20 protein-coding genes are annotated in these 21,414 nt (G+C 56.5%); 11 read left to right on the top strand and 9 right to left on the bottom strand.

From position 1 onward, the window contains the following. Positions 1 to 2 precede the first annotated feature (2 nt). Both ubiE and IPM61_12310 read right to left on the bottom strand, forming a co-directional pair. Positions 3 to 698, bottom strand: a complete 696-nt coding sequence (gene ubiE, locus IPM61_12315) for a bifunctional demethylmenaquinone methyltransferase/2-methoxy-6-polyprenyl-1,4-benzoquinol methylase UbiE (GenBank protein MBK8912097.1) — start codon at positions 696 to 698, stop codon at positions 3 to 5. 119 nt (positions 699 to 817) lie between these two features. Then, positions 818 to 2,914, bottom strand: a complete 2,097-nt coding sequence (locus IPM61_12310; protein MBK8912096.1) for a VWA domain-containing protein — start codon at positions 2,912 to 2,914, stop codon at positions 818 to 820. Positions 2,915 to 3,027: 113 nt separating this feature from the next. Between IPM61_12310 and IPM61_12305 the strand changes: the two genes are divergently transcribed. From IPM61_12305 to IPM61_12295, 3 genes are all read left to right on the top strand, one after another. Next, positions 3,028 to 3,450, top strand: a complete 423-nt coding sequence (locus IPM61_12305; protein ID MBK8912095.1) for a YjbQ family protein — start codon at positions 3,028 to 3,030, stop codon at positions 3,448 to 3,450. A gap of 112 nt (positions 3,451 to 3,562) precedes the next feature. Beyond that, positions 3,563 to 6,475, top strand: coding sequence for a DNA polymerase I (gene polA, locus IPM61_12300; GenBank protein MBK8912094.1), 2,913 nt, complete (start codon positions 3,563 to 3,565; stop codon positions 6,473 to 6,475). 42 nt (positions 6,476 to 6,517) lie between these two features. Continuing rightward, positions 6,518 to 7,495, top strand: coding sequence for a metallophosphoesterase (locus IPM61_12295; protein MBK8912093.1), 978 nt, complete (start codon positions 6,518 to 6,520; stop codon positions 7,493 to 7,495). A gap of 11 nt (positions 7,496 to 7,506) precedes the next feature. Here the strand turns inward: IPM61_12295 and IPM61_12290 are convergent, their stop codons facing one another. Together IPM61_12290 and IPM61_12285 are read right to left on the bottom strand one after the other, a co-directional pair. Next, on the bottom strand, positions 7,507 to 8,169 hold the full coding sequence (locus IPM61_12290) for a fumarylacetoacetate hydrolase family protein (protein MBK8912092.1): 663 nt from the start codon (positions 8,167 to 8,169) through the stop codon (positions 7,507 to 7,509). Between the two features lie 135 nt (positions 8,170 to 8,304). Then, positions 8,305 to 9,192, bottom strand: a complete 888-nt coding sequence (locus tag IPM61_12285; GenBank protein ID MBK8912091.1) for a hypothetical protein — start codon at positions 9,190 to 9,192, stop codon at positions 8,305 to 8,307. 136 nt (positions 9,193 to 9,328) lie between these two features. On the opposite strand from IPM61_12285, the gene IPM61_12280 reads away from it, so the two are divergent. From IPM61_12280 to IPM61_12265, 4 genes are all read left to right on the top strand, one after another. Further along, the gene (locus IPM61_12280) at positions 9,329 to 9,640 is read left to right on the top strand and encodes an integration host factor subunit beta (GenBank protein MBK8912090.1); all 312 of its coding nucleotides are present in this window, start codon (positions 9,329 to 9,331) and stop codon (positions 9,638 to 9,640) included. Then, positions 9,630 to 10,451 carry a tetratricopeptide repeat protein gene (locus IPM61_12275; protein ID MBK8912089.1) on the top strand — a complete coding sequence of 274 codons (822 nt, stop codon included), beginning with the start codon at positions 9,630 to 9,632 and terminating at the stop codon, positions 10,449 to 10,451. Before IPM61_12280 ends, IPM61_12275 begins: the two co-directional genes overlap by 11 nt. 475 nt (positions 10,452 to 10,926) lie before the next feature. After that, on the top strand, positions 10,927 to 12,111 hold the full coding sequence (locus IPM61_12270) for an acetylornithine transaminase (GenBank protein ID MBK8912088.1): 1,185 nt from the start codon (positions 10,927 to 10,929) through the stop codon (positions 12,109 to 12,111). Between the two features lie 155 nt (positions 12,112 to 12,266). Continuing rightward, positions 12,267 to 12,851 carry a hypothetical protein gene (locus IPM61_12265; GenBank protein ID MBK8912087.1) on the top strand — a complete coding sequence of 195 codons (585 nt, stop codon included), beginning with the start codon at positions 12,267 to 12,269 and terminating at the stop codon, positions 12,849 to 12,851. Between the two features lie 63 nt (positions 12,852 to 12,914). On the opposite strand, the gene IPM61_12260 is transcribed toward IPM61_12265, so the two are convergent. Then, positions 12,915 to 13,577 carry a diphthine--ammonia ligase gene (locus IPM61_12260; GenBank protein ID MBK8912086.1) on the bottom strand — a complete coding sequence of 221 codons (663 nt, stop codon included), beginning with the start codon at positions 13,575 to 13,577 and terminating at the stop codon, positions 12,915 to 12,917. Further along, positions 13,574 to 13,825, bottom strand: a complete 252-nt coding sequence (locus IPM61_12255; protein ID MBK8912085.1) for a hypothetical protein — start codon at positions 13,823 to 13,825, stop codon at positions 13,574 to 13,576. The genes IPM61_12260 and IPM61_12255 overlap by 4 nt, the downstream gene beginning before the upstream one ends. A 559-nt stretch (positions 13,826 to 14,384) precedes the next feature. Between IPM61_12255 and IPM61_12250 the strand changes: the two genes are divergently transcribed. From IPM61_12250 to IPM61_12235, 4 genes are read left to right on the top strand one after another with little or no spacing between them, the layout of a single operon-like run. Further along, positions 14,385 to 15,308, top strand: coding sequence for a lytic murein transglycosylase (locus IPM61_12250; protein MBK8912084.1), 924 nt, complete (start codon positions 14,385 to 14,387; stop codon positions 15,306 to 15,308). Further along, the gene (locus tag IPM61_12245) at positions 15,309 to 17,324 is read left to right on the top strand and encodes a M1 family metallopeptidase (GenBank protein MBK8912083.1); all 2,016 of its coding nucleotides are present in this window, start codon (positions 15,309 to 15,311) and stop codon (positions 17,322 to 17,324) included. 43 nt (positions 17,325 to 17,367) lie between these two features. Further along, positions 17,368 to 18,081 (top strand): deoxyribose-phosphate aldolase, encoded by a 714-nt coding sequence (gene deoC, locus IPM61_12240; GenBank protein ID MBK8912082.1) that lies wholly within the window; start codon positions 17,368 to 17,370, stop codon positions 18,079 to 18,081. 10 nt (positions 18,082 to 18,091) lie between these two features. Next, complete coding sequence (locus IPM61_12235) at positions 18,092 to 18,988, top strand: DUF1460 domain-containing protein (GenBank protein MBK8912081.1); 897 nt, start codon at positions 18,092 to 18,094, stop codon at positions 18,986 to 18,988. 112 nt (positions 18,989 to 19,100) lie between these two features. Here IPM61_12235 and IPM61_12230 read toward each other — a convergent pair whose 3' ends face one another. The 3 genes from IPM61_12230 to IPM61_12220 form a co-directional block, all read right to left on the bottom strand. Next, the gene (locus IPM61_12230; protein ID MBK8912080.1) at positions 19,101 to 19,952 is read right to left on the bottom strand and encodes a 3-hydroxybutyryl-CoA dehydrogenase; all 852 of its coding nucleotides are present in this window, start codon (positions 19,950 to 19,952) and stop codon (positions 19,101 to 19,103) included. Positions 19,953 to 19,964: 12 nt separating this feature from the next. Further along, on the bottom strand, positions 19,965 to 20,528 hold the full coding sequence (locus IPM61_12225) for a Uma2 family endonuclease (protein ID MBK8912079.1): 564 nt from the start codon (positions 20,526 to 20,528) through the stop codon (positions 19,965 to 19,967). An 81-nt stretch (positions 20,529 to 20,609) separates the two neighbouring features. Beyond that, positions 20,610 to 21,395 (bottom strand): enoyl-CoA hydratase/isomerase family protein, encoded by a 786-nt coding sequence (locus tag IPM61_12220; GenBank protein MBK8912078.1) that lies wholly within the window; start codon positions 21,393 to 21,395, stop codon positions 20,610 to 20,612. Positions 21,396 to 21,414 lie beyond the last annotated feature (19 nt).

Raw genomic sequence — 21,414 nt, 5'->3', positions numbered from 1 at the left:
TTTCATTCTCGGCTCGTTTTGGTTCCCATGTAGATGAAGGCGATTCCGCCAAACAGCGATTCCTTTGTTGGATTCTGGAATCCGGCTTGCCGCATCAGCTCCAAGAAAGCATCGCCCGCAGGGAAGGCGGCGGCGGTGCGGTCCAGATACTCGTACGCATCCCGTTTGCCGCTGATAAGCCCGCCAAGCAGCGGACCAATGTTGCTGGTGTAGAAACGGTACAACACCCCGAACGCACCCCGCGGCTGCCCGAACTCCATCACCACAACCCGCCCGTTCGGCTTCACCACACGGCGCATTTCGCGGAGCGCGACCACCGGCTCATCAACATTGCGAATGCCGAAGGAGATGGAAGCAACGTCGAACGTGTTGTCGGCAAAACGGAGGCGCATGGCATCGCCGACTTCAAAGCTGAGGTTGGTTTTTTGGTTGTTCGGGCGCTGCTTGGCTTGCTCGATCATCTTGGCCGAAAAATCGGCCCCGATCACCCTCCCTTCTGGACCAACAACATCGGCAAAGCGGAGGGCGATGTCGCCGGTTCCGGTGGCGATGTCCAGCACCTGCGCGCCCGGGCGCACAGCGGCGCGGCGCACCAACCGGCGTTTCCACAAGCGATGGGTGCCGAAGGAGAGCAGGTCGTTGCCGGCATCGTACCGCTCGGCAAGCTCGGTAAACATCAAGCGGACTTGTTCGGACATGAAAGCGTTCTAATTGCCCTGTTGGAATCGTGAACCCGTGGCGTGGCAAAATGCCGCCGCGCACCGCTGGCAAACTTGCGGAATCCCAGCTGGGTGAAGGTTTCCAAATTGCATCCCCATCACGCGCTTGCTTCGGCGGTTTTCGACACCCGCCCAACGAACATCTCGGCAAAGGCGCAGAGCAGCGCAAGGGCAAGCATATATTTCCACAGCTCCAATCCAAAACGGGATTGGGTGATCGCTTCCCCGAAGTCGCTTCCGCTTGGCGAAAGCTGCCGCAGATTTTCCGGGTTGCTCATCCGTGCGCCAATCGCTTGCTGAAGGGCTTCCTCGGTCATTGGCGTTAAGTCGCTTTCGCCGCTTCCCATGTTGGCGGCAAACAGGGCAACCTCCTTCCCCGCAGCTTCCACGCGGTACATCCCCGGCTCGGTTGCCGTTTCCACTTGGATTGATGCCCCCGATGGATACTTCCGCACCGGCACAAATTGCTCGATCTTGTTCGGCCCAATCACTTTCACCTGCTCCGGCAGTTGCGCCGCCGCCAGCGGAACGGTGATCGGCTGGCCAACGATCCCTTGCGGGAAGGGATCGGACGTTGCCCCAACGTACAGCACGCTCCGCAGGGCAATCGGCACAAAAATTCCCCGCGTTGCAAGGTCCCCCCACGCCCCGCTTGGCGGCGCGCCAACATACACCACGCGCCCCCGCCCCTTGCGGAACTCGCTCATAAACGCGCTGCCGTTCGTTAGCCGTATCACCGACTCCCCCCCCGATGCCGGAAGCATGGTGGAAAGCTGGGGGGATTCCACCATGTTCCCCGGGTTTGCGGGGTCGAACACTCCGCTGAAGATTGGATGCTCCTTTTCCACCCCACCGAACGTTAGCGGAGCCGATGGATCGGCAGCGGTGACGGGCGCACCCAGCCCAATCCCCAAACTGACCCCCAGCGTTGTGTTGAACTGGTCGCGGTTGGTTGCCGGACCGGCGTAGATCACCAGCCCGCCGCCACCTTCCACAAACTCCGCCAGCCGCCGCGCGTCGCCCGCAGCCACCGGAACATCGGCAAGGATGATGGTGGAGTATGCCCCCATATCCAACCCACCAATTCCCGACGGGGCCACGCGGTCGGCCACCATCGTGCTGCCGGATAGCCCAAGCAGCAACCCAAGCGGGGTGGTGTTTTCGGGGCTTCCGGCAATCGCAACGCGCATCCGCTCCACCACCGGGAACCCGAACCACCGCTTGTTGTCGGCATCGAAATCGTCCCCCTCCACTTGGATGTATCCGCTTACCAACCCGCTCCGTTTTGGGGGCGCGGAAAGCTCAACAACGGCGTTCCCCCCTGCTTTCAACTCCACCCCCGATTGCGCCACGCGGTTCCCTTCGATGTACATGCTCACGGTCGCGTTTTCAACATCGCGCTGGCCGTAGTTGCGAACCCAAGCGCGAAGCTCCACCGGGCGGTCGCGCTCAAAAAGTGAGGTAAGAATCTGGATGGAATCAAGGGCAAGATTGCTTCCGTTCAGGCCGCGGTTGGTGCCAATGGGAAGAAGGTAGATGCGGGTGTCGCCGGTGAAGAGCTTCAGCGAATCGGCTTCCCCGCGTGCGTTGGATTGCTGGGCATCGGTGATGATGTAGAGTTCGCGATTGATGTTTTCGGAGCGGTCCAAGATGGTGGCCGCAGCGCGCAAAGCATCGCCCACATCGGCGCGGCGGAAGTTCAGCCCAAGCCCGTTGATGGTTTGGCGCAGCACCTCGCGGTTGTGGGTTGGCTGCGCGCCGATTGCCGCTTTGGGGTCGGTCATCGGGACGATGTAGGCTTCGTCGTTCTCCTCCAACATCTCCACAATGTCCAACGCGGCCTGCTTGGCTTGGGTGAAGCGGGTCCCCTGGTCGTCGCGAAGGGTCATCGAGAAGGAGTTGTCAATCAGGATGACCGCAGTGGCCGCAGCGTGCGCCCCCGGCAACGACGACGAGCTTCGGAGCGCGGGGCGGGCAAACGCCAGCACAGCAAAAATCACCAACCCGATGCGGAGCAGCAGCAACAGCAACTGCTTCAGTTTCAGGCGGCGGATGCGGCTTTTCTGAAGCTCCTGTAAGAAGCGAAGCGAAGAAAAGTCAACAGTGCGGAGCTTCCGCAGGTTGAGCAAATGGAGCAGCAGCGGGATTGCCGCCGCAGCAAGGGCTATCAGAATCAGAGGGTTCAGGAACGTCATACGTGGGGCAATTATACAATCTTTGGGGGAGTCTTTGGGGGCTTTATTGTTGCCCCCCGGAGCCAGCCACCACCGGCTGCCAGATTGCGCCGCCACTTCCCTATTTTCATGGCATGGAATGGACACAGCGACGGATTGCATTGCGCCCGCGTTCACGTGGGTTCCACATCATCACCGATGAGGTGTTGGCGGCGTTGCCGGAGCTTCGCGAGTGCCGCGTTGGGCTGCTGCATCTTTTTATCCAGCATACCTCGGCATCGTTAAGCATCAACGAGAACGCCAGCCCCGACGTTCGGGGCGATCTTGAACGGCATTTCAACATTCTGGCCCCGGAACACGCGCACCACTACCGCCACACCGACGAAGGCCCCGACGATATGCCCGCGCACATCAAGGCAGCACTGATTGGGAACGCGCTAACGATACCAATCGCCAACGGGCGGTTGCTGCTGGGGACGTGGCAAGGAATCTACCTTTGCGAGCACCGGAACCACGGCGGCGGGCGCAACGTGGTGGCGACGATTATGGGGGGATAGAAGCAACCACCTGGCAAATCCCCACAGAACTGGCCGCATGATTCTGTTGCACGGCTCTTCGTGCTTCATGTATCTTGCGCCCCATTCCCACAATCATTTGCACACACGTCCGATGTCCCAACCCAAACGCCTGTTCCTGCTTGATGGCATGGCCATCCTGTTCCGTGGATACTTTGCGCTGATTAACGCTCACCTTACCGCACGCAATGGCGAACCAACCGGCGGCACGTTCGCCTTTGTCACCGCGCTAATTAGCTTGCTGGAGCAGGAGAAACCGGACCTTATCGCCGTTGCGTGGGACACCGCCGAACCGACCTTCCGCCATATCCAATTCACCGACTACAAAGCCCACCGCCCCGAGTTCCCGCCGGAGATGGTTCCGCAGCTTGCCCGCGTGAAGGAAATCGTCAAGCTGTTCCACATCCCCTCCCTTGAAATGCCTGGCTACGAAGCCGACGACATCATTGGAACCCTTGCCCGCCGTGCCGAATCCGACGGCTACGAAGTCTTCTGCGTCACCCCCGATAAGGACTACCTTCAGCTTGTCAGCGACCGCGTGTTCGTCTACAAGCCAACACGCCCCGGCGGCGAGCAGGAGGTGGTGGGGATTGATGGAGTCATCGCCAAATTTGGGGTCCCCCCCGAACGGGTGATTGACGTGCTGGCACTGATGGGCGACAGCAGCGACAACGTCCCGGGGGTGAAAGGAATTGGGGAGAAAACGGCAATCCCGCTGATCCAACAATACGGCACCATCGAGGCATTGTACGAAGCCATTGAGACGGTGGAGAAAGCCGGAACAAAAAAGAAGCTGCTGGAAAATCGGGACAACGCATTTCTCTCGAAGGAGCTTGTCACCATCCACACCTCCGTTCCGGTCCAGGTCAGCTACCAGGACCTCCATCTTGATCCCCCCGACGTTCCGGCACTGATCGCGCTCTTCAACGATTTACGGTTCAAATCGCTGGCAAAACGATACCAGGAATTGCAAGGGGGTTCGGGGACCGCAACGCCAACTTCGCCCGCCGCCGCAGCAACCCCGGCAGCGGCAACAACAGGAACGGAGCCAGAGAATAGCGAGCGCGAAGAAACCGGGGCCGCAGCCGGAGCCGCAAGCCCAGCCACGGATTCCCCCGCGAACCAGCAACCGCAGACCATCGCCACGGTTCCCCACAGCTACCAGATTGTGCGAACCTTGCCGGAGCTTCGGGCAATGGTGGAGACTCTTTCCGCCGGGGCAATGGTTGCCTTCGATCTGGAGACCGACAGCCTTGATTGGGGGACGGCCAACATCCTTGGGCTCTCGTTCGCGGTCAATCCTCGCGAAGCCTTCTACGTGCCGATTGCGCAAGGGGCAATCACCCACCCAGCCGAAGGGAAAAATCTTTTTGATCTTGATGAGAAACGGGGATCGGCAACCGAGGGGATTCCGTTGGAGGAGGCGTTGGGAGTGATTGGGGCGTTGCTGGGAAATCCATCAATCCCGAAGTGTGGCCAAAACGCCAAGTTCGACATGGCGATGCTGCAACGCCACGGGGTAACGGTGGCCAACCTTGCAGTGGATTCGATGATTGCCAGCTACGTTCTGGACAGCACCCAACCGAACGGAATGGACGCGCTTTCGGAACGGTTTCTGAACTATCGCCCGGTCCCAATCAGCGACCTTATCGGGGTTGGGCGCGAGCAAACCACGCTGCGGGAAGTCCCGTTGGAAAAAGTGGCCCAGTATGCCGCCGAAGATGCCGACATCACCCTGCAACTCTGCACCCGATTAACCACCGAGCTACGCCAGCAGAACCTTCTGGAAGTGGCCACAACGTTCGACTACCCGCTGGTGGAGGTGCTGACCGCAATGGAGACGCGCGGCGTATTCATTGACGTTCCCGCGCTGAAAGAAATCTCCGCCAGCCTTGACCAAATCATGGTCCGGCTGCAAGGGGAAATTTTCGAAATGGCCGGACGCCCGTTCACCATCAACTCGCCGAAACAGCTTGCCGATATTCTGTTTGTGGAGCTGAAGCTCCCCACCAAAAAGAAGACCAAAACCGGATACAGCACCGACCAGTTTGTGATGGAGGAACTTGCCGCGCTCCATCCGTTGCCGGAGAAAGTGTTGGAGTATCGCCAGGCCGCAAAACTGAAAAGCACCTACGTTGACGCGCTCCCCAGCCTTATCGTCCAGCGGACCGGAAGGATCCACACCAGCTACCACCAAGCCGTCACCAGTACGGGGCGGTTAAGCTCGAACAACCCCAACGTCCAGAACATCCCGATTCGGTCCGAGATGGGCCAGGAGATCAGGAAGGCGTTCACCACCAACGTCCCGGACGGGGTGATAATCTCCGCCGACTACTCACAGATTGAGCTGCGGATCATGGCGCATATCTGCGGCGACGAAGCGTTGGTGCGGGCGTTCCAGGAGAATTTCGACATCCACACCGCCACCGCCAGCAACGTCTTCAACGTTACGCCGGACCAGGTGACGCCAAACATGAGGCGGCGGGCAAAGGAGGTGAATTTTGGGATCATGTACGGCATTGGTCCGTTCGGGTTGGCGCGGCGGCTGAAGATCAGCAAAACCGAAGCGGCGGAACTGATCCGAACCTACTTTGAGAAATATCCCGGGGTCCAGAACTACATCGGGAGCACGTTGGAGAAAGCCCGGACGTTTGGATATGTGGAGACGCTAAGCGGGCGGCGGCGGCATTATCCGAACATCAACAGCAGCAACCCAACAACACGCGGGGCGGAAGAACGCGCGGCCATCAACATGCCGATTCAAGGGTGCGCCAGCGACATCATCAAGCTGGCGATGATTGCTATCCACCGCACGCTTCCAGCGGCTTTCCCCGAAGCCGCAATGCTCCTGCAAGTTCACGACGAGTTGGTGTTTGAAGCCCCCGCCAGCCAAGCCGAAGCGGTTGCCGCCTTCGTCAAAGAAAAAATGGAAACCTGCTTCCCCCTTGACCCCGTGCCGATGGTGGTGGAAACAGGAATCGGGAAAAATTGGTACCAAGCCCATTAACGTGGTGGGACATCTCCATTATTCAACAATCACAAGCAGCCCATGCAACGCCGTTCCTTCCTGAAACAGACCGCCCTGGCCACCGCTGGGATATTTGCAGCAACCTCCGTTGCATTCCACGAAAAATTATTTGCGTTGTGGTCGGCATTGGGGGGGAATTCGGAGGTAAAAGGTGCAAAGCCCATCCCTAATTTTACTCCGTTCGATATTCCGAACCAGATAGGGATGCGTTTTTTGATTATTGGAGATTGGGGAACCGGAGCCAGCGGCCAGGCACGGGTGGCAAATTCAATGCTCCGAACCGCAAAAGAATATGGCTGCGATTACGTGATCTCAACCGGGGATAATATTTACCCGAAAGGGGTGCAATCGGCGGAGGATCCGCAGTGGGAGCGGAAATTCGTGAAGATGTACCACGACCGCGGGCTTACGCAGCCATTTTTCCCAACATTGGGGAACCATGATTACGGCTTTGTTCCAGAAGCACAAGTGGAGTATTCAAAAAAAAATCCGCAATGGCGGATGCCGTCCCGCTACTACACCCAAAAACTCACCGCCCCCGACGGAACCACGGTGCAATTATTCTCGCTGGACACCCAGCTGGTGCAAACCGCCGTTGCCGGGGCCGCCGCCGAACAAAGCGCGTGGCTTGATCGGGAATTAGAAAAATCGGATGCGCAGTGGAAAATTGTGTTTGGCCACCACATGCTCTATTCCAATGGAATTTATGGGAACCTAAAACGGATGCGCGATGCGTTCGAGAAAGTGCTGGTGAAGCACAACGTGCGGCTGTATTTATGTGGCCACGATCACGACATTCAGCTGCTGAAACCTGTTGATGGGGTAAGCTACGTCGTCTCTGGCGGGGGTGGCGGGCATCGTGATACTTCATGGAAGGAGAACACCATCTACGCAGCAACCAACATGGGCTACGTTTGGATGGCAATCACCAGCAACGGAATCCACCTCCATTTTCACGATGCGGATGGCGTGGTGAAATATGCTCACCGGTTGGGGTGAGATAGCTGTTTTCACCGCCTCCCAACCCCCACACTCAGGGTTGCAACGCCTTCAATTTCGGCAACAAGCGTGTCGCCGGGGTGAACTTGGCTGACCCCTTCTGGGGTTCCGGTGAAGATGCAGTCCCCTGGCTCAAGCGTGTAAATCGCGGAAAGGTAGCTGATAATTTGGGGTATTTGTAGGATCATATCAGCCGTGCTCCCGTGCTGGTGAACTTGACCGTTGACGGTTAATTTCAGCGTAAGGTTATGCGGATCCGGAATTAATTCTTTTGGCACGATTTCCCCAATCGGTGCCGATGTGTCGAACCCTTTTGCCACGGCCCACGGCTCCCCCCGTTTTTTTGCCACCGACTGCACGTCACGCAAGGTCATATCCAACCCCACGGCGTAACCAAGCACGTGGTTCATAGCATTTTCCGGCGCAACGTCACGCGCTGTTGTGCCAATCACTACCACCAGCTCAACTTCGTGGTGAAGGTCGTTGGAAATTGCGGGGATTAGCACTGTTCCGCCATCGCCAACCCACGCGGTGGAAGGCTTCAGAAAAACCACTGGGCTGGGCGGAACTTCCCCCCCCATTTCCCTTGCGTGTTTCTCATAATTTTTCCCGAGGCAAAGCATTTTGCCAACGGAGATCATTTCCGTTGATGATTGGATTTTTAGTTGAGGCATAGTTTTTTTCAGAATCAGTTGTGGAGCGGGGATTCACCGAACCGGAATTTCACGGCGGTTTGAAATTTCCATTTCTGGAAACGCTCACCGCCGCTGAATATATTTCAACGGCGGTGTTTTTTTTTGCTGAGAGCGTTATTTCACTGCTGGGCTTTTTCCCGAATCATGCTTCATCCCGCTATCATGTTGGTGTGTTGCGGCGGGCGCGGCTGCGGCTGCTGGGTTGATGCGAATTTTCCCTTCCGGCGAATTAAATGCGCCCGGAACCGGCTGGCCAGCGGGATCAATCAGTTGCAGCTTTACGGTGTGTTCGCCGTCGCTTAATCCCTCAATGAAATATGGGACCCACTCGGTCAGCGTGTCCTTCGCTTGGCCGTCAATCGCAGCAATCACTTTGAATTTATCCTTCCCTAATTCGCAATTGCTGATGTAGAAATCGAGCAACACCCGCTGCGCGTCCTTCTCCTTGTAATCCCCTTTTGGGCGGCTGTAGGTTAGTAATGGTGCACCATCGTGCAATGCTGGCTCCCCTCCTTTTTTGCCAACGTAAAACGTGTGGGCAACAAACGCGCCCGGGAGCTTCAGGCTCTCGTGCCAGGAACGGCTTGGGAATGCGCGCAAGGTGTGCGGGCCTTCCGGCAGCGGCGGGGTCATAAATCCTTCGGGGTCGTACATCGCCATGTACGGCTTGTCGTCAATGATAACGTGGATATGCTGCCCATCCTTGGAGTAGTTGATCCCCTGCGACTGCTCCCCTTCGGTTGGCAGCCCCAGCATGTAGCCTTGCAGGTCCACAATAACCTTCACGCTATCCTTGCCAATCACCTCATCTTTTGCTGGGGTTTTCACCGTCAACGCCACGCTTTCTGGTGCGCGCCCATGCTCCCCTTTCACGATTGCGACAACTTTCGGCTTGGTGGAGTCTGTGTTGGCGGCGTTTTCATCTTCGGGGACGGTATCTTTGCAAGCGGAAAGCAGGCAGAGCGCGGTTCCAAGAAGCAGAAATGGTTTGAAGCGAAGCATGGTAGTTGTGAGAATTGGTTTGGTTAGATGATTCAGCGAAGGCCGAAACTATAACTTTCCCGAAGAAATCAAACCCGCCGAGTGCAATTGCTGGCGCACGCAACGCAGGCCAGCGCAATTTCCTTTATCCTTCAAGATGACAAAAGCAGACATCGTTGATGCCATTGCCCAGGGGACTGGGCTAACCAAAATGGAAACCGAAGCCGTGGTTGATGGCTTCCTAAAAACCGTTGCCGACGGGCTATGCCGTGGCGAAACAATCGAGCTACGGAACTTCGGTGTGTTCCGCGTGAAGGAGCGCGCACCACGCACCGGGCGGAACCCACGCACCGGCGACGTGGTGGAGCTGGACACCCAGTACGTCCCACACTTCAAGGTCTCGCGCGAGTTGCGCCAGTTCGTTGACCGCGAGATTAAGCGGGGAAAGGAGGAAGGCAATGGAGAATAGCAAACGCGCCTGTTCGGTTTGCGGGGCCGTCAATCTGGCATCGGCGGTGGCGTGCTCAACCTGTGGCGAGCCATTGCCAGCCCACACCGGAGCCGCAGCAGCCCCGGAAGCAGCAACGCCGCAGCAGGTTTCGCAGCTAGCAATCCCCGATTCCCCACGCCAGCGTTCGATGAGCTTGGGCTACATGATGGCCGCAATCGCTGCCATTGGAATGACCTTCGTCCTCTATGTGGTTTCGGCTCCGGTTGAGAAACCCGCACCCGGGGCACCAGCAACGCAAGGGGGAAACGGTGCGGGGAATCAAGAAGAGCTTCCGGCGGGGCATCCGCCAACCGCGCAAGCGGCATCGCCAGAGTTGTTGAAGCTGATTGACTCCTTGATAACCGTCACCAAGCAAAGCCCGAACAATACCAAAGCATGGCTGATGCTTGCCAACGCCCAGTACGATGCCAAGCTCTTCAGCGATGCGGTTCCGAACTACCGCACCTATCTGAAAACCGATCCCAAAAACCCCGATGTCCGCACCGACATGGCAACGGCGATGTTCGAGCTGGGCTTGGTGGACGACGCAATTGCCGAGCTTCAGCGGGTGACGAAGGAGTTCCGCGATCACGTCAACGCTTCGTACAACCTTGCCATGTTTTACATCAGCAAGCGGGACCGCGACAGCACGCGGTTGTGGTTGCAGGAGGTTATCACCACCGCGCCAAGCTCCCCACAAGCCGAGCGTGCCAAGCAGATTTTGGAGATGCTGAAAACCGCCCACCCCGGCCCCGGGCAGCCCGCGCAGCCACAGGATGCCAGCAGGTAGCAGTTTGTTGCGGCAAAAAGAAATCTGCCAAAAGTGGCGGCATTTTGAACCGAGCGGACTATATTTGCAGTCCCTTTTTTGGAACCAGTCAGAACAAACAACTCATACATTCAACGTTTTTCGGAGAGACAACCATGCCCTGCGGAAAGAAGCGGAAACGCCATAAAATGGCCACGCACAAGCGGAAAAAGAGACTGCGCAAGAATCGCCACAAGAAGAAGAACCGTTAGTGGCGGCCACCGGCAGTAGCCCCTTGCCCACAGCAAGGCACGCCGCCGGTATCAAAAAAAGCGCACGACCTTCGCACACAATCTTGCAGCCTCTGTTCCAACCAACATGGTGAAACAGGGGCTGCTTCCGTTTTCCGCTCCCGCCGTGGGCACGCCCTGGCGCGGAAAGAATTTATCTTGCGAACCCACGAACCGGCCCCATCTGCGCCGCAACCAACAATCCTGAACAAACAAGAATCCACGCCATGACCGCAACACTTACCGAACGCGAACACGCACACTTCCTGCAGACCTACAAGCGGTTGGCATTGGAGGTGGACCACGCCGAAGGGATGTACGTCCAGACCCTGAACGGCGACCGCTACCTTGATTTCCTGGGTGGGATTGCCGTGAACGCCCTGGGGCACTCGCACCCGCGAGTGATTGCAGCAATCGAGCAGCAGCTGCGCCGCTACATGCACCTTTCCAACTACTTCTACCAGGGCGCGCAAATCACCTTTGTGGAAAAGCTTTGCCAGCTAAGCGGGTACGATCGCGCCTTCCTTAGCAACAGCGGAACCGAAGCTGCCGATGGGGCGATAAAGTTTGCGCGGGCTTGGGGCCATCCGCAGGGGAAATCAACGGTGATTGGGTTCACCGGCGGATTTCATGGAAGGACCTACGGCGCGCTCTCGATCATGGAGAAACCACGCTACAAGGATGGCATGGGGCCGTTCCTCCCCGACTGCTTGGTCCTTCCGTTCAACGATCTTGAAGCGTTGCGCGGGGCAATGGATGGGACCGTTTGCGGCGTGTTCATCGAGCATCTGCAAGGGGAAGGGGGAATTGAGTGGGCAACGGAGGAATTTGTCCGCGAGCTGTTCGCATTGCGCCAGCAGCATGGCTTCCTGGTGATTGCCGACGAAGTGCAAGCCGGGGCCGGACGCACGGGAACATTGTTCGGCTTCAACCGTTTCAACGTTCGTCCCGATGTTGTGACGGTGGCAAAAGGAATCGGCGGCGGGCTTCCGCTTGGGGCGATATTGACGACGGAGGAACTGGCCGCAACGTGGGGAGCCGGGCAACACGGAACAACATTTGGGGGAAATGCCGTGGCGTGTGCGGCGGGCCTGGTTGTGTTGGAAGAACTTGAAAATGGATTGATGGAAAACGTCCGCACCACGGGGGAATATCTGCGGAAGCGGTTGCAGGAATTGCAAGAAGAATTTCCTGCAATCATCCGCGACGTGCGCGGCGCGGGGGCAATGATGGGATTGGGGCTGCACCTTCCTGCGGATCCGTTTGTTCAAGAACTGCTCAACCGGAAAATCATCGCTAACTCCACCAGCGAAACCGTCATCCGCCTGCTTCCCCCCTATATTTTCCAGCCGGAACACGTTGATGAATTGGTGCTGAATCTGAGGTCCATTTTCCAGACGACGCAGGCATAAAACTCCTCACTAAAAAAACGCGAGTGATGTTCTTCAAGAAATTCTTCAAGAAAATGGAGATCAGAAATCAGCGATGACATTCTGATCTCTGTTGTTCACCAAATAAACTCTGCACAAACTTATTGGAGGTTTGGATGAAACAGAAGCTCTGGTTATTGGCGATGATCCTTGTGGCAGGCATGATGCTTGCAAATCCCACCAACGCAGTATCGGCGTTGAATCCCGTTTACATCCAGAAGGATTGCCCAACAGGAACCCCAAATGGGAAATGGTGGGCGGTGACGGATTATGATGAAAATGGCAACGTCACCTGCGTTGTTGGGCGTAATTGTTTTGGGGAAATTTATTGCAGGTACGGCATTGCTTCAAGCCGTGGCAATCGCGCCAATTATATCATCAGCCAAGTCCCGAAGGGGACATATCCGGTATATTCTGCTGGAACAGGCAATGTTTTATGGACGGTGATTGAGTATGATGCCAACAAAATAGAGGCTTGCAGGGTGACGAAATACACCGACGGAACCATCACCACAACGTGCTCTGCATCGGGATCCAGCATCCAAACTCCTTCTCATCCGAACGATCAATCAGGCCAATCTCAAGAAAAAGGCTATGATTTTTCGGATAATTCCCAACAGTACAACAACGTTATTGGCGTGGTCAATCCGATTACCCCAAATAATATTGTGGGAATTATTCAATCATCCGCGCCTAACCTTGTGGGGAAGGTTCAAGAGTAGTGAGGGGCTGATATACTGGTGGGATATTTCAACGCCAAGAGTTTTGAACAACTCTTGGCGTTTTTATTTCTTCTCTATTTTTTTCCAATAATCAATCTCTAACCCAATAAACTGTGGCGTTGCATGGCGTTCGGCGTGGGTTAGGATTATTTCGCCTTGCATCAGCGGGCTTGCGCAAACGAAGGTGTGATATTCCCCAGCTTCGCCGCAGGGGTCGTAGCCCATTTCCAGCATATACTCAATAAACTCACGGTTCACCTCCTTCCCCAAGTACGACTCGCTGATTTTTCGTTCAATCTGAATAATCACCGAACGCATTGCGCGGCGTTGTTCTTCAATCAACAATTGCGTGGGAATTCCCCATAAGGGGAACAGGGCGCGGATGTCGAAATCGCTGACCACGTTCTGGAACCAGTCGCGGTGTTCGCGTAAATAAATATCCCCAAAAATGCCTCGGGTAAGGCCATCGCTCCGCAGGTCGAACAGAAGATTCCGAAGCTCGCGCTCGTACGTGGCGTAGGTGGCGCGAATTTTCAGCAGCGGAATCCCCACCAGCTCCGCCTGCTCCTCGATCAACTCCGGCGGCAGCCGATGCGACATCACCAAGTCGGTTTCGGCATCAATGAACGTCACCAGCAGCGCGCAACGCGCCCCCGCTTGCTGGGCACGGTGCAGCGCGTAATGGGAATCCTTCCCCCCTGACCACATCGCAAATGCCACGCTCATGCTTTCCCCCGGGAAACCGTAACGCCAGCAGCAGCGCGAAGCTCTTGTTGGGTTGCGTCATCAAGCACCGGAAGGTCGTTCTGGCCGGTCAGCAGGGCAAACTGCATGTAGGGGATGCACCGCCCGCAGTTCGTTCCCAACGCGCTGAACGCTTGAAGCTGGGCAACGGTTGTGCAGCCCCGTTGCCGCGCCAACAAAAGGGCCTCGGCAAAGGGAACGTTGTTGCAGATGCAGCGGTCAACAGCCATTGGGCAAGGAAACAATGATGGAAGGATACGAAGCAAAATAGAGGTCCAGCAGGGTTCGCCTGGCAAAGGGAAAAGCACTGTTACCCAGAACCCCACACAGCATTGCCAAAGCGTTTCGACACTCCGCCGCGCCCCCCTGCTTCGTCGCAAGCGGCGAAGCGTCCCCCCAATTCTGGAGGGGAAATGGGTTCTAGAAAGATTTCTTGTTCGCTGTTACCCGGTTGGTTGGCGGCGGGATATTGGTGATTTTTTGCTGTTGATTCCGCTCGCCTTGCTGATTCCTTCCCCCGTCGCTTGCCCTTCCCAAATCAAACCATTATCATGCAGCCCACGACAACAAGCTGCACCGTTTTTTGAACAGCGTTGCCAAGCAGGACCCGAGATGACCGGTGAGCGCACCGGACCGCAATCCTTACTGCGCTGACCGCTCCTCTCCCACCATGTTCCAACCGTTCAAAAGGCTGTGCGAATCAACAATCAACAACTTTTTTGGGAGCGCGCACCAATGGAGACCTTCCTCCGATTTGTGGTATTCGGCATAATGCTCTACGCGATTGCGATGCCACTTCCAGCACAAACCACCAACGACTCGTTAGCCGTACGGGTGGAGACGATCACGACCAAAGCAGGGTCGTCGTTTACGGTTGAGCATGTGAACGGCGTGGACCCACGCTACGAACGCCTTATCAAACGGCTTGTGGCTGATGGATGGGACGAGGCCACCGTCCGCAGCTGCTTCAGCGACCCGCGCACGGTTTTTATCCCAAAGCTGACGGTGATTGGCCCAAAGAAAAAGGTCAACAGCAAAGGATGGTACACGTGGGTGAACACCGCCGAATCGGCCCAAGCCTGCCGCGAGTTTATGGAGAAGTATGGCGACATCCTGAAAGCCGCCGAGACCACCTACGGCGTTGATGCCCAGGTGATTGCGGCCCTGCTTCGCTGCGAGACCCAACACGGAACCGTCACGGGCAATTACCACGTGTTTAGCGTTTATGCCTCCACCGCGTTGGTGGGCGATTCCGATTATCTCAGCCGGAATATCAGCAAAGCGACCAACGATTACGGGAACACAAAATCAGGGCGGCAGCAAGCGGCAGCGCAGGAGGAGTATATCCGCGCACGCTCGGCAAAGAAATCAAGCTGGGCCTACCGCGAACTGGGCAACCTTCTGAAAATGCAGAAGGCCGGCCATGTGGATATGCTTTCGATTTATGGCTCGTGGGCCGGCGCGTTCGGTTGGGGCCAGTTCCTCCCTTCCTCCTACCTTAGCCGCGCCGTTGATGGAAACGGCGACACACGGATTGACCTGTACACCCCTCACGATGCCATCTTCTCAGTTGCCAATTACTTGGATAAAGCCGGCTTCAAAAGCGGCAACGAAGCAAGCATCAAAAAAGCATTGCGGAACTACAACAACTCAACCGACTACGTCAACGCCATCTACGGGCTTTCGCGGCGGTTGCAATCCAACGAAGGATAGATGCACACGATGAAGATTGCCCTGCTGATACTTCCCCTTCTTTGCTCGGTGGCCGGGGCCCAGGTCGCGCCCCATATCCACGCGCCAACTCCGATCTCCGGCCCCACCCAGTTCGTTGCCCAAGCGTTCGACGTGCTTCATTACGATGCCGAGCTTGACCTTACCGCGGCCCCCTTGCCAACAATGGCGGGGGTCTGCCGGATCCGCTTTCGGTGGACCGGGGACCCAGCAAGCAATCAGTTCTACTTCCACCTGCGCGACCTTGTTGTTGATAGCGTCACCTACTTCTCGGCAACGATGTTCGACACGATCCCCGTCCAAGCGGCAGCCTCCGGCGACCCAAGCTCCCCGATATTCCATTATGCCGTTGCCGCGCCAGCCGGGGCAAGGATTGGGGACACCGTAACGCTTGCAATCAGGTATCACGGAAGCATGGCCGATGAGTACGGCGCGGGGACGTGGGGAGGCGTTTCGTCGGGGAGGACTGCCGCTGGCGATACGGTGCTGTACGCCCTGGGCGTGGGGTTCCGGAACAGCTACGTTTCGGCAACGCAGCACTGGCTTCCCTGCTACGACCACCCCTCGGACAAAGCCACCTTCACCGGGCGGTTTCGCGTGCGGAACGGAATGACCGTTGCCGGAAATGGGCTGATGAAAACCTATCCCGAAGGGGATAGCATCACCATTGTTGAATGGGACCAACGCCATCCGGCCTCCACCTACTTGCTGACGTTTGCGGTTGGGAAGTATCACCCCCTTTTCTTCGGGAATGGTTCGCTTCCGATGATGGTCTATTCCCTTGCAAAGGATACCGCCGCAACCCGCGTATCGTTCAGCGGACTGCCAGGAATGGTGGAGGCGTTGCAAGCCAGGTTTGGCCAATATCCATTCGAGAAAGTTGGATACGTCAACACACCGCAAGGCTCGATGGAGCACCAGACGATGATCTCCATTGCCGAGCAAATCTCCCGCAGCCGCGACACCGCTAACCACACCGGATACCACGAGCTTGCGCACCAATGGTTCGGCGATCTTGTTAGCCCGATTGATTTCCGCCACGCTTGGTTGAACGAGTCGTTCGCCACCTTCTGCGAGGCCCTCCGGTCGGAAGACCTTAGCGGCTACAGTGGCTATCTCAATTATCTGAGCACCCTCTGGACCAGCTACACGCGCACCGTGGCCCCCAGCGAAGGGGTGCTGCCGTTGTATGATTTCCCCCGCGCTTCCCCTTCCTCCAATTACCCCACCACCATCTACTACAAAGGGGCACTGGTGGTGGCGTTGCTTCGGTATCAGATGGGGGACAGCAAGTTCTACGAAGCGATTCGGGAGTACCTGCAAACCTACCGTTTCGGCACCGCGGGGACCGACTCGTTGCGGGCAATCTTGGAAAAGCATTACGGCGCATCGCTGCAACCATTTTTCGACCAGTGGGTGATTGGCAAAGGCTGGCCGGTGATTGATGTTGCCGCCCAGCAGCAGCAAGGCCCAACCCACGCCCGCGCCGTGGTGACGCTGACGCAGGTGCAGAAACCGGAGTATGGTGTTTTCACGAACCTTCCCGTCGAGCTTGGTTTCCGCCAAAGCGACGGCAGCCACACCTACCGCATCGTGACGATGAACAGCATCAGCGAGACGTTCACGATTGACTCCATCCCCCCGTTCACCTCGGTAACGGTCAACCGCGGTCCGTCGCTCCGTGCGCCGCTTGCCACCGGAAAAATTTCCGGCACGGAGTTTCCCGTTGGTGATGAAATCGCCAACCCGTTAGGATGGGTGGCAACGCCAAACCCGGCATTTGGAGCAACCACGCTTCGGGTGGCGCGGAACCACGCCGGCCAGTGCAGCGAAACCCGCTACGAGATGTTCGACACCACCGGCAAACGGCTGATCTCCGGAACCAGCACCGGCTGCCAGTTTGTTGTTGACCTGCGCGATATGCCAAACGGCCCGGCACTACTGCGGCTGCACAACCCGGGGGCCGTAACGGACCTTCCGGTGATGATTGCACGGTGATGTTGTGCCAACTCACCTCCATGCTCTATCCATTGCTACATCCATGATTTCCATTTCGCCAACGGAGCTTGCCGGGCTGATAGACCACACCGCGCTGAAGCCGGAGACCACCGCCGCGCAGATTGTGCAGCTTTGCCAAGAAGCGGCGCGCCACGGCTTTGCCTCGGTTTGTGTGATGCCCTTCTGGGTTCCCCTTGCGGTGCAGACGCTGCGGGATCTGCGGACGGCGATTCCCGTCTGCACGGTGATCGGCTTCCCAAACGGAGCGCACGCCACCGCCGCCAAAGTTGCCGAAGCAGTTGCGGCATTGAACGATGGAGCTTCCGAGCTTGACATGGTGATGAATGTTGGCGCGCTGAAATCGGGCCTGGAGGATGCGGTCAGGACCGACATTGCCAGCGTGGTGGAACAAGCGGCCCGGCAAGGGGCCATCGTAAAAGTGATCTTGGAAACCTCCCTTCTTACCGATGCAGAGAAACGCCGCGCCTGCGAACTTGCCGTTGCCGCCGGGGCCAATTTCGTAAAGACCTCAACAGGCTTCAGCAGTGGCGGGGCAACCGTGGAGGATATTCGGCTGATGCGGGAATGCGTGCCGGGAACCGTGGGGGTGAAAGCCTCGGGCGGAATCCGCGATTACGCGACGGCCAACGCCATGGTCCAGGCCGGTGCAACCCGAATCGGCGCAAGCGCGTCGGTGGCGATTGCTTGCGCCGTGGCGCAGGACCAATCCAACGAAAAACCATTAACTGGCTACTGAACACCATCCAATGAAACGTCGTCAATTTCTTGCCTTTGGCCTTGCTTCCAGCGCGCTGCTTCTTCCCCTGCGCCGCAGCCTACGCTCCGCCCCCCTTCTCCCCGACGAAGGCCCGAACGCATTCACCGGGAAGGAGAAATTTTTCAAGCTATCGGAGCTTGCCCGGCGCGAGCGTTGGCAGCAGCAGAGCATCCCTGAAATCATGGGGCGCGTTGGAATGGAGCTTCGCGGAACCCCCTACGTTGGCAGCACTCTGGAGCTGTACGACGACCGCGAAGTTTGCTCCATTAACCTGATGGGGCTTGACTGCGTGACGTTGTTCGAGAACGCCCTGGCATTTGCGCGGCTGTTGAAATCGGGGAAGGAATTGCTGCCGGAAAAGATGATGGAGGTTGTGACGTTCACCCGATACCGTGGCGGGAACATCACCGACTACACCTCGCGGCTCCATTACACCACCGATTGGTTCCACGATAATCAGGTGAAAAAAGTGGTGATAGATATCACGAAAGGGCTGCCCGGCGCGGAACGATTTACACAAGTGGTGAATTTTATGAGCACCCACCCGAACAGCTACCGCCAATTAAAAGCAAACCCCGCGCTGGTTCCAGTAATTGCTGGAATTGAGGCGCAGATTAACGCGCGCGAGATGTACTACGTGCCAAAAGAAAAAGTGGCCGCCGCCGAACCGGAATTAAAAACTGGAGATATCGTTGGCATCACCACCACGATTAAAGGGATTGACTGCTCCCACACCGGATTATGCTACCGTGACGAATTCGGGAAATTGCGGCTGCTGCACGCCTCGCTCACAAAAAAAGAGGTGACGTTGGATGATGAACTTCACACCTACCTTGCTTCGGTCAGCAAGCATACCGGAATAATGGTGGTGCGGCCGTTGGGGTAGCTTGGTTGGTGGCTCTGTTCAGCTCCCCGAATTGGAATGCGTACTTGCCTAAAACAACAGCGTCGGCTCCATTACTGGACCGACGCTGTTGTGTTTATTTTGCTGCTGAGTATCAATAAAACCCTTTTCCCGATTTCTTCCCCAGCAATCCCGATTCCACCATTTTTCTTTGAATTAAATGCGGGCGGAATCGAGCCTCGTTGAAATAGAGATCATAGACCGATTGCGTCACCGCGAAATTCACATCAATGCCGATAAGGTCCATCAATTCAAACGGCCCCATTTTGAACCCGATCGCTTTCATGCAGCGGTCAATCTGGTCGTGGGTGGAGGCCCCTTCCCCAGCGATGCGGAACGATTCGCCGTAAAAATTGCGGGCCACACGGTTCACGATAAACCCCGGCGTATCCTTTGCCCGAACAGGCGTTTTCCCCAACTCACGCGAAAGCGCGACCGTGGTTTCCACCACCTCCTGCGAAGTCCGGAACCCTTCGATTACCTCCACCAACTTCATAATGTGGGCGGGGTTGAAAAAGTGCATTCCCACAACCCGCTCTGGGTTTGGAATGCCGTTGGCAAGCTCAGTAATTGGAAGCGAACTGGTGTTGCTTGCAAGAATGCACCCCTGGTGAACAACCGCCGCAAGCTGGGTGAATAAATTCTTTTTCACCTCCATGTTTTCAACGATTGCTTCCACCACCACCCCGCAATCGGCAAACGATTCCAGCGACGTTGTTCCCTGCACGCGCTGCATTGTTGTGCTGGCGATTTCCTCCGTTATTTTTCCCCGCTCGACTCCCCCAGCAAGGAATTTTTTAATCGTGGAAATTCCGCGTGCCACGGCTTCATCGGTGATGTCATACAGGTGCACCGAATATCCGGCCATTGCCGCCGCGTAGGCAATCCCGCTCCCCATTGTTCCGCCCCCACAAACGCCAAACGTTCCAGAAAGAATATTGCTCATGTTGGTTGTAGCCTAGTCTATCAGTTGTTGGAAAATTGGTTCAATATCTAGCGTAAATCCCGCAAGAACGATTGACTCCACAATCCCGGACTCTTCCGCGATTGAATGAAGCTCATACCCTCGTTCGGTTAGTGCAAAAATTTCTATGCTTTTATTCCTCGGATCAATAATCCAGTACTCGCGAACTCCATGCTCCTGATAAATATCTTTTTTCCGATAACGATCCGCCTGAACCGACCCCGGGGAGACAATTTCGATAACGATATCGGGCGCGCCGAACACGCCTCGCTTCTGAACAATTTCCCGGCGTTCCTTCGACACAAACAGAATATCCGGCTGAAGCACGACCTGTTTGCTTAGGATTACATCAATCGGAGCATGCAACACAATCCCTAATTTCTGGGTACGAACGAACGTTTCCATCGGGAACTCAACCTCCATTGAGGTGATCTGATGATTGGAATCTGGTGCTGGTGCCATTGCTAAATCTCCTTCAAGAATTTCATACCGTATTTCGTCGGAAAGCTGAAGATAGTCATCGTAGGTCCAGTGCTTCGGTGCAATTGCGGTATTCATGGTTGGTCGCGGTTACTGAGTAGTCATTGGTTAGTAGCAACGGAGCATCATCATCTTTATTCCCTACCGATCCTGAATTAATTACTCCCCCTTAAATTCTGCTTTGCGTTTTTCCACGAAGGAGCGAACGCCTTCTTGGTAATCGCTGGTGCGCCCGGCAGCTTCTTGCAGGAAGACCTCATAGTTGAGCATCTCATCAAGGGAGTGGGTTTCGGCACGGCGGAGCATTTTTTTGATGTAGCCATACGCTTTGGTTGGGCCTTCGGCATACCGCCCGGCGATTGCTTGCGCTTGCGGCATAATTTCTTCTGGTGGAACCACTCGATTTACCAATCCCCACTCCTTTGCTTGGCTGGCAGAGATTTTTTCGCCCAGGGTTGCGATTTCAAATGCGCGGGAATATCCAACGGCAGCCACCAGAAATTGCGAGGAACCGGAATCGGGAACAAGGCCGATGTTGACGAACGCCTGAAGCAATGACGCAGATTCCGCCATTATCTTGAAATCGCACGCCAATGCCAGCGAGCACCCAGCCCCAGCCGCCACGCCATTTATTGCCGCAACAATCGGCTTCGGCATGGTGGTGAGTTTGCGGATAATCGGGTTGTACCGCCGCTGCAACGAATCGGCAAGGGAACGGCGGGTTCCGGGGGCGGGCGCGTCTTTCAGGTCCTGGCCAGAACAGAATGCTTTTCCCGCTCCAGTAAGAATAATCGAGCGGACGGCGCGGTCCCGCTCGGCCTCCTTCAATGCGGCTTGCAGGTCGGTTGTTAGTTGCTCGTTGCAAGCGTTGTAGCTGTCGGGGCGGTTCAGCGTTATGGTGAGAACGCCACCATCAAGGGAGTAGAGAAGTGTTTGAAATTCCATGATGCGATTGTTAGAACGG

Source organism: Chlorobiota bacterium (genome assembly GCA_016710285.1).
Taxonomy (GTDB): Bacteria; Bacteroidota; Ignavibacteria; order OLB7; family OLB7; genus OLB7.
The sequence above is the reverse complement of the archived record's forward strand: the minus strand, read 5'-3'. Positions and strand labels throughout refer to the sequence as shown.

What these genes read in the sequence shown, in the direction of transcription:
- ubiE (MBK8912097.1), bottom strand. Translation starts at nt 698, where the DNA reads ATGTCCGAACAAGTCCGCTTGATGTTTACCGAGCTTGCCGAGCGGTAC.
- IPM61_12310 (MBK8912096.1), bottom strand. Translation starts at nt 2,914, where the DNA reads ATGACGTTCCTGAACCCTCTGATTCTGATAGCCCTTGCTGCGGCGGCA.
- IPM61_12305 (MBK8912095.1), top strand. Translation starts at nt 3,028, where the DNA reads ATGGAATGGACACAGCGACGGATTGCATTGCGCCCGCGTTCACGTGGG.
- polA (MBK8912094.1), top strand. Translation starts at nt 3,563, where the DNA reads ATGTCCCAACCCAAACGCCTGTTCCTGCTTGATGGCATGGCCATCCTG.
- IPM61_12295 (MBK8912093.1), top strand. Translation starts at nt 6,518, where the DNA reads ATGCAACGCCGTTCCTTCCTGAAACAGACCGCCCTGGCCACCGCTGGG.
- IPM61_12290 (MBK8912092.1), bottom strand. Translation starts at nt 8,169, where the DNA reads ATGCCTCAACTAAAAATCCAATCATCAACGGAAATGATCTCCGTTGGC.
- IPM61_12285 (MBK8912091.1), bottom strand. Translation starts at nt 9,192, where the DNA reads ATGCTTCGCTTCAAACCATTTCTGCTTCTTGGAACCGCGCTCTGCCTG.
- IPM61_12280 (MBK8912090.1), top strand. Translation starts at nt 9,329, where the DNA reads ATGACAAAAGCAGACATCGTTGATGCCATTGCCCAGGGGACTGGGCTA.
- IPM61_12275 (MBK8912089.1), top strand. Translation starts at nt 9,630, where the DNA reads ATGGAGAATAGCAAACGCGCCTGTTCGGTTTGCGGGGCCGTCAATCTG.
- IPM61_12270 (MBK8912088.1), top strand. Translation starts at nt 10,927, where the DNA reads ATGACCGCAACACTTACCGAACGCGAACACGCACACTTCCTGCAGACC.
- IPM61_12260 (MBK8912086.1), bottom strand. Translation starts at nt 13,577, where the DNA reads ATGAGCGTGGCATTTGCGATGTGGTCAGGGGGGAAGGATTCCCATTAC.
- IPM61_12255 (MBK8912085.1), bottom strand. Translation starts at nt 13,825, where the DNA reads ATGGCTGTTGACCGCTGCATCTGCAACAACGTTCCCTTTGCCGAGGCC.
- IPM61_12250 (MBK8912084.1), top strand. Translation starts at nt 14,385, where the DNA reads ATGCCACTTCCAGCACAAACCACCAACGACTCGTTAGCCGTACGGGTG.
- IPM61_12245 (MBK8912083.1), top strand. Translation starts at nt 15,309, where the DNA reads ATGCACACGATGAAGATTGCCCTGCTGATACTTCCCCTTCTTTGCTCG.
- deoC (MBK8912082.1), top strand. Translation starts at nt 17,368, where the DNA reads ATGATTTCCATTTCGCCAACGGAGCTTGCCGGGCTGATAGACCACACC.
- IPM61_12235 (MBK8912081.1), top strand. Translation starts at nt 18,092, where the DNA reads ATGAAACGTCGTCAATTTCTTGCCTTTGGCCTTGCTTCCAGCGCGCTG.
- IPM61_12230 (MBK8912080.1), bottom strand. Translation starts at nt 19,952, where the DNA reads ATGAGCAATATTCTTTCTGGAACGTTTGGCGTTTGTGGGGGCGGAACA.
- IPM61_12225 (MBK8912079.1), bottom strand. Translation starts at nt 20,528, where the DNA reads ATGAATACCGCAATTGCACCGAAGCACTGGACCTACGATGACTATCTT.
- IPM61_12220 (MBK8912078.1), bottom strand. Translation starts at nt 21,395, where the DNA reads ATGGAATTTCAAACACTTCTCTACTCCCTTGATGGTGGCGTTCTCACC.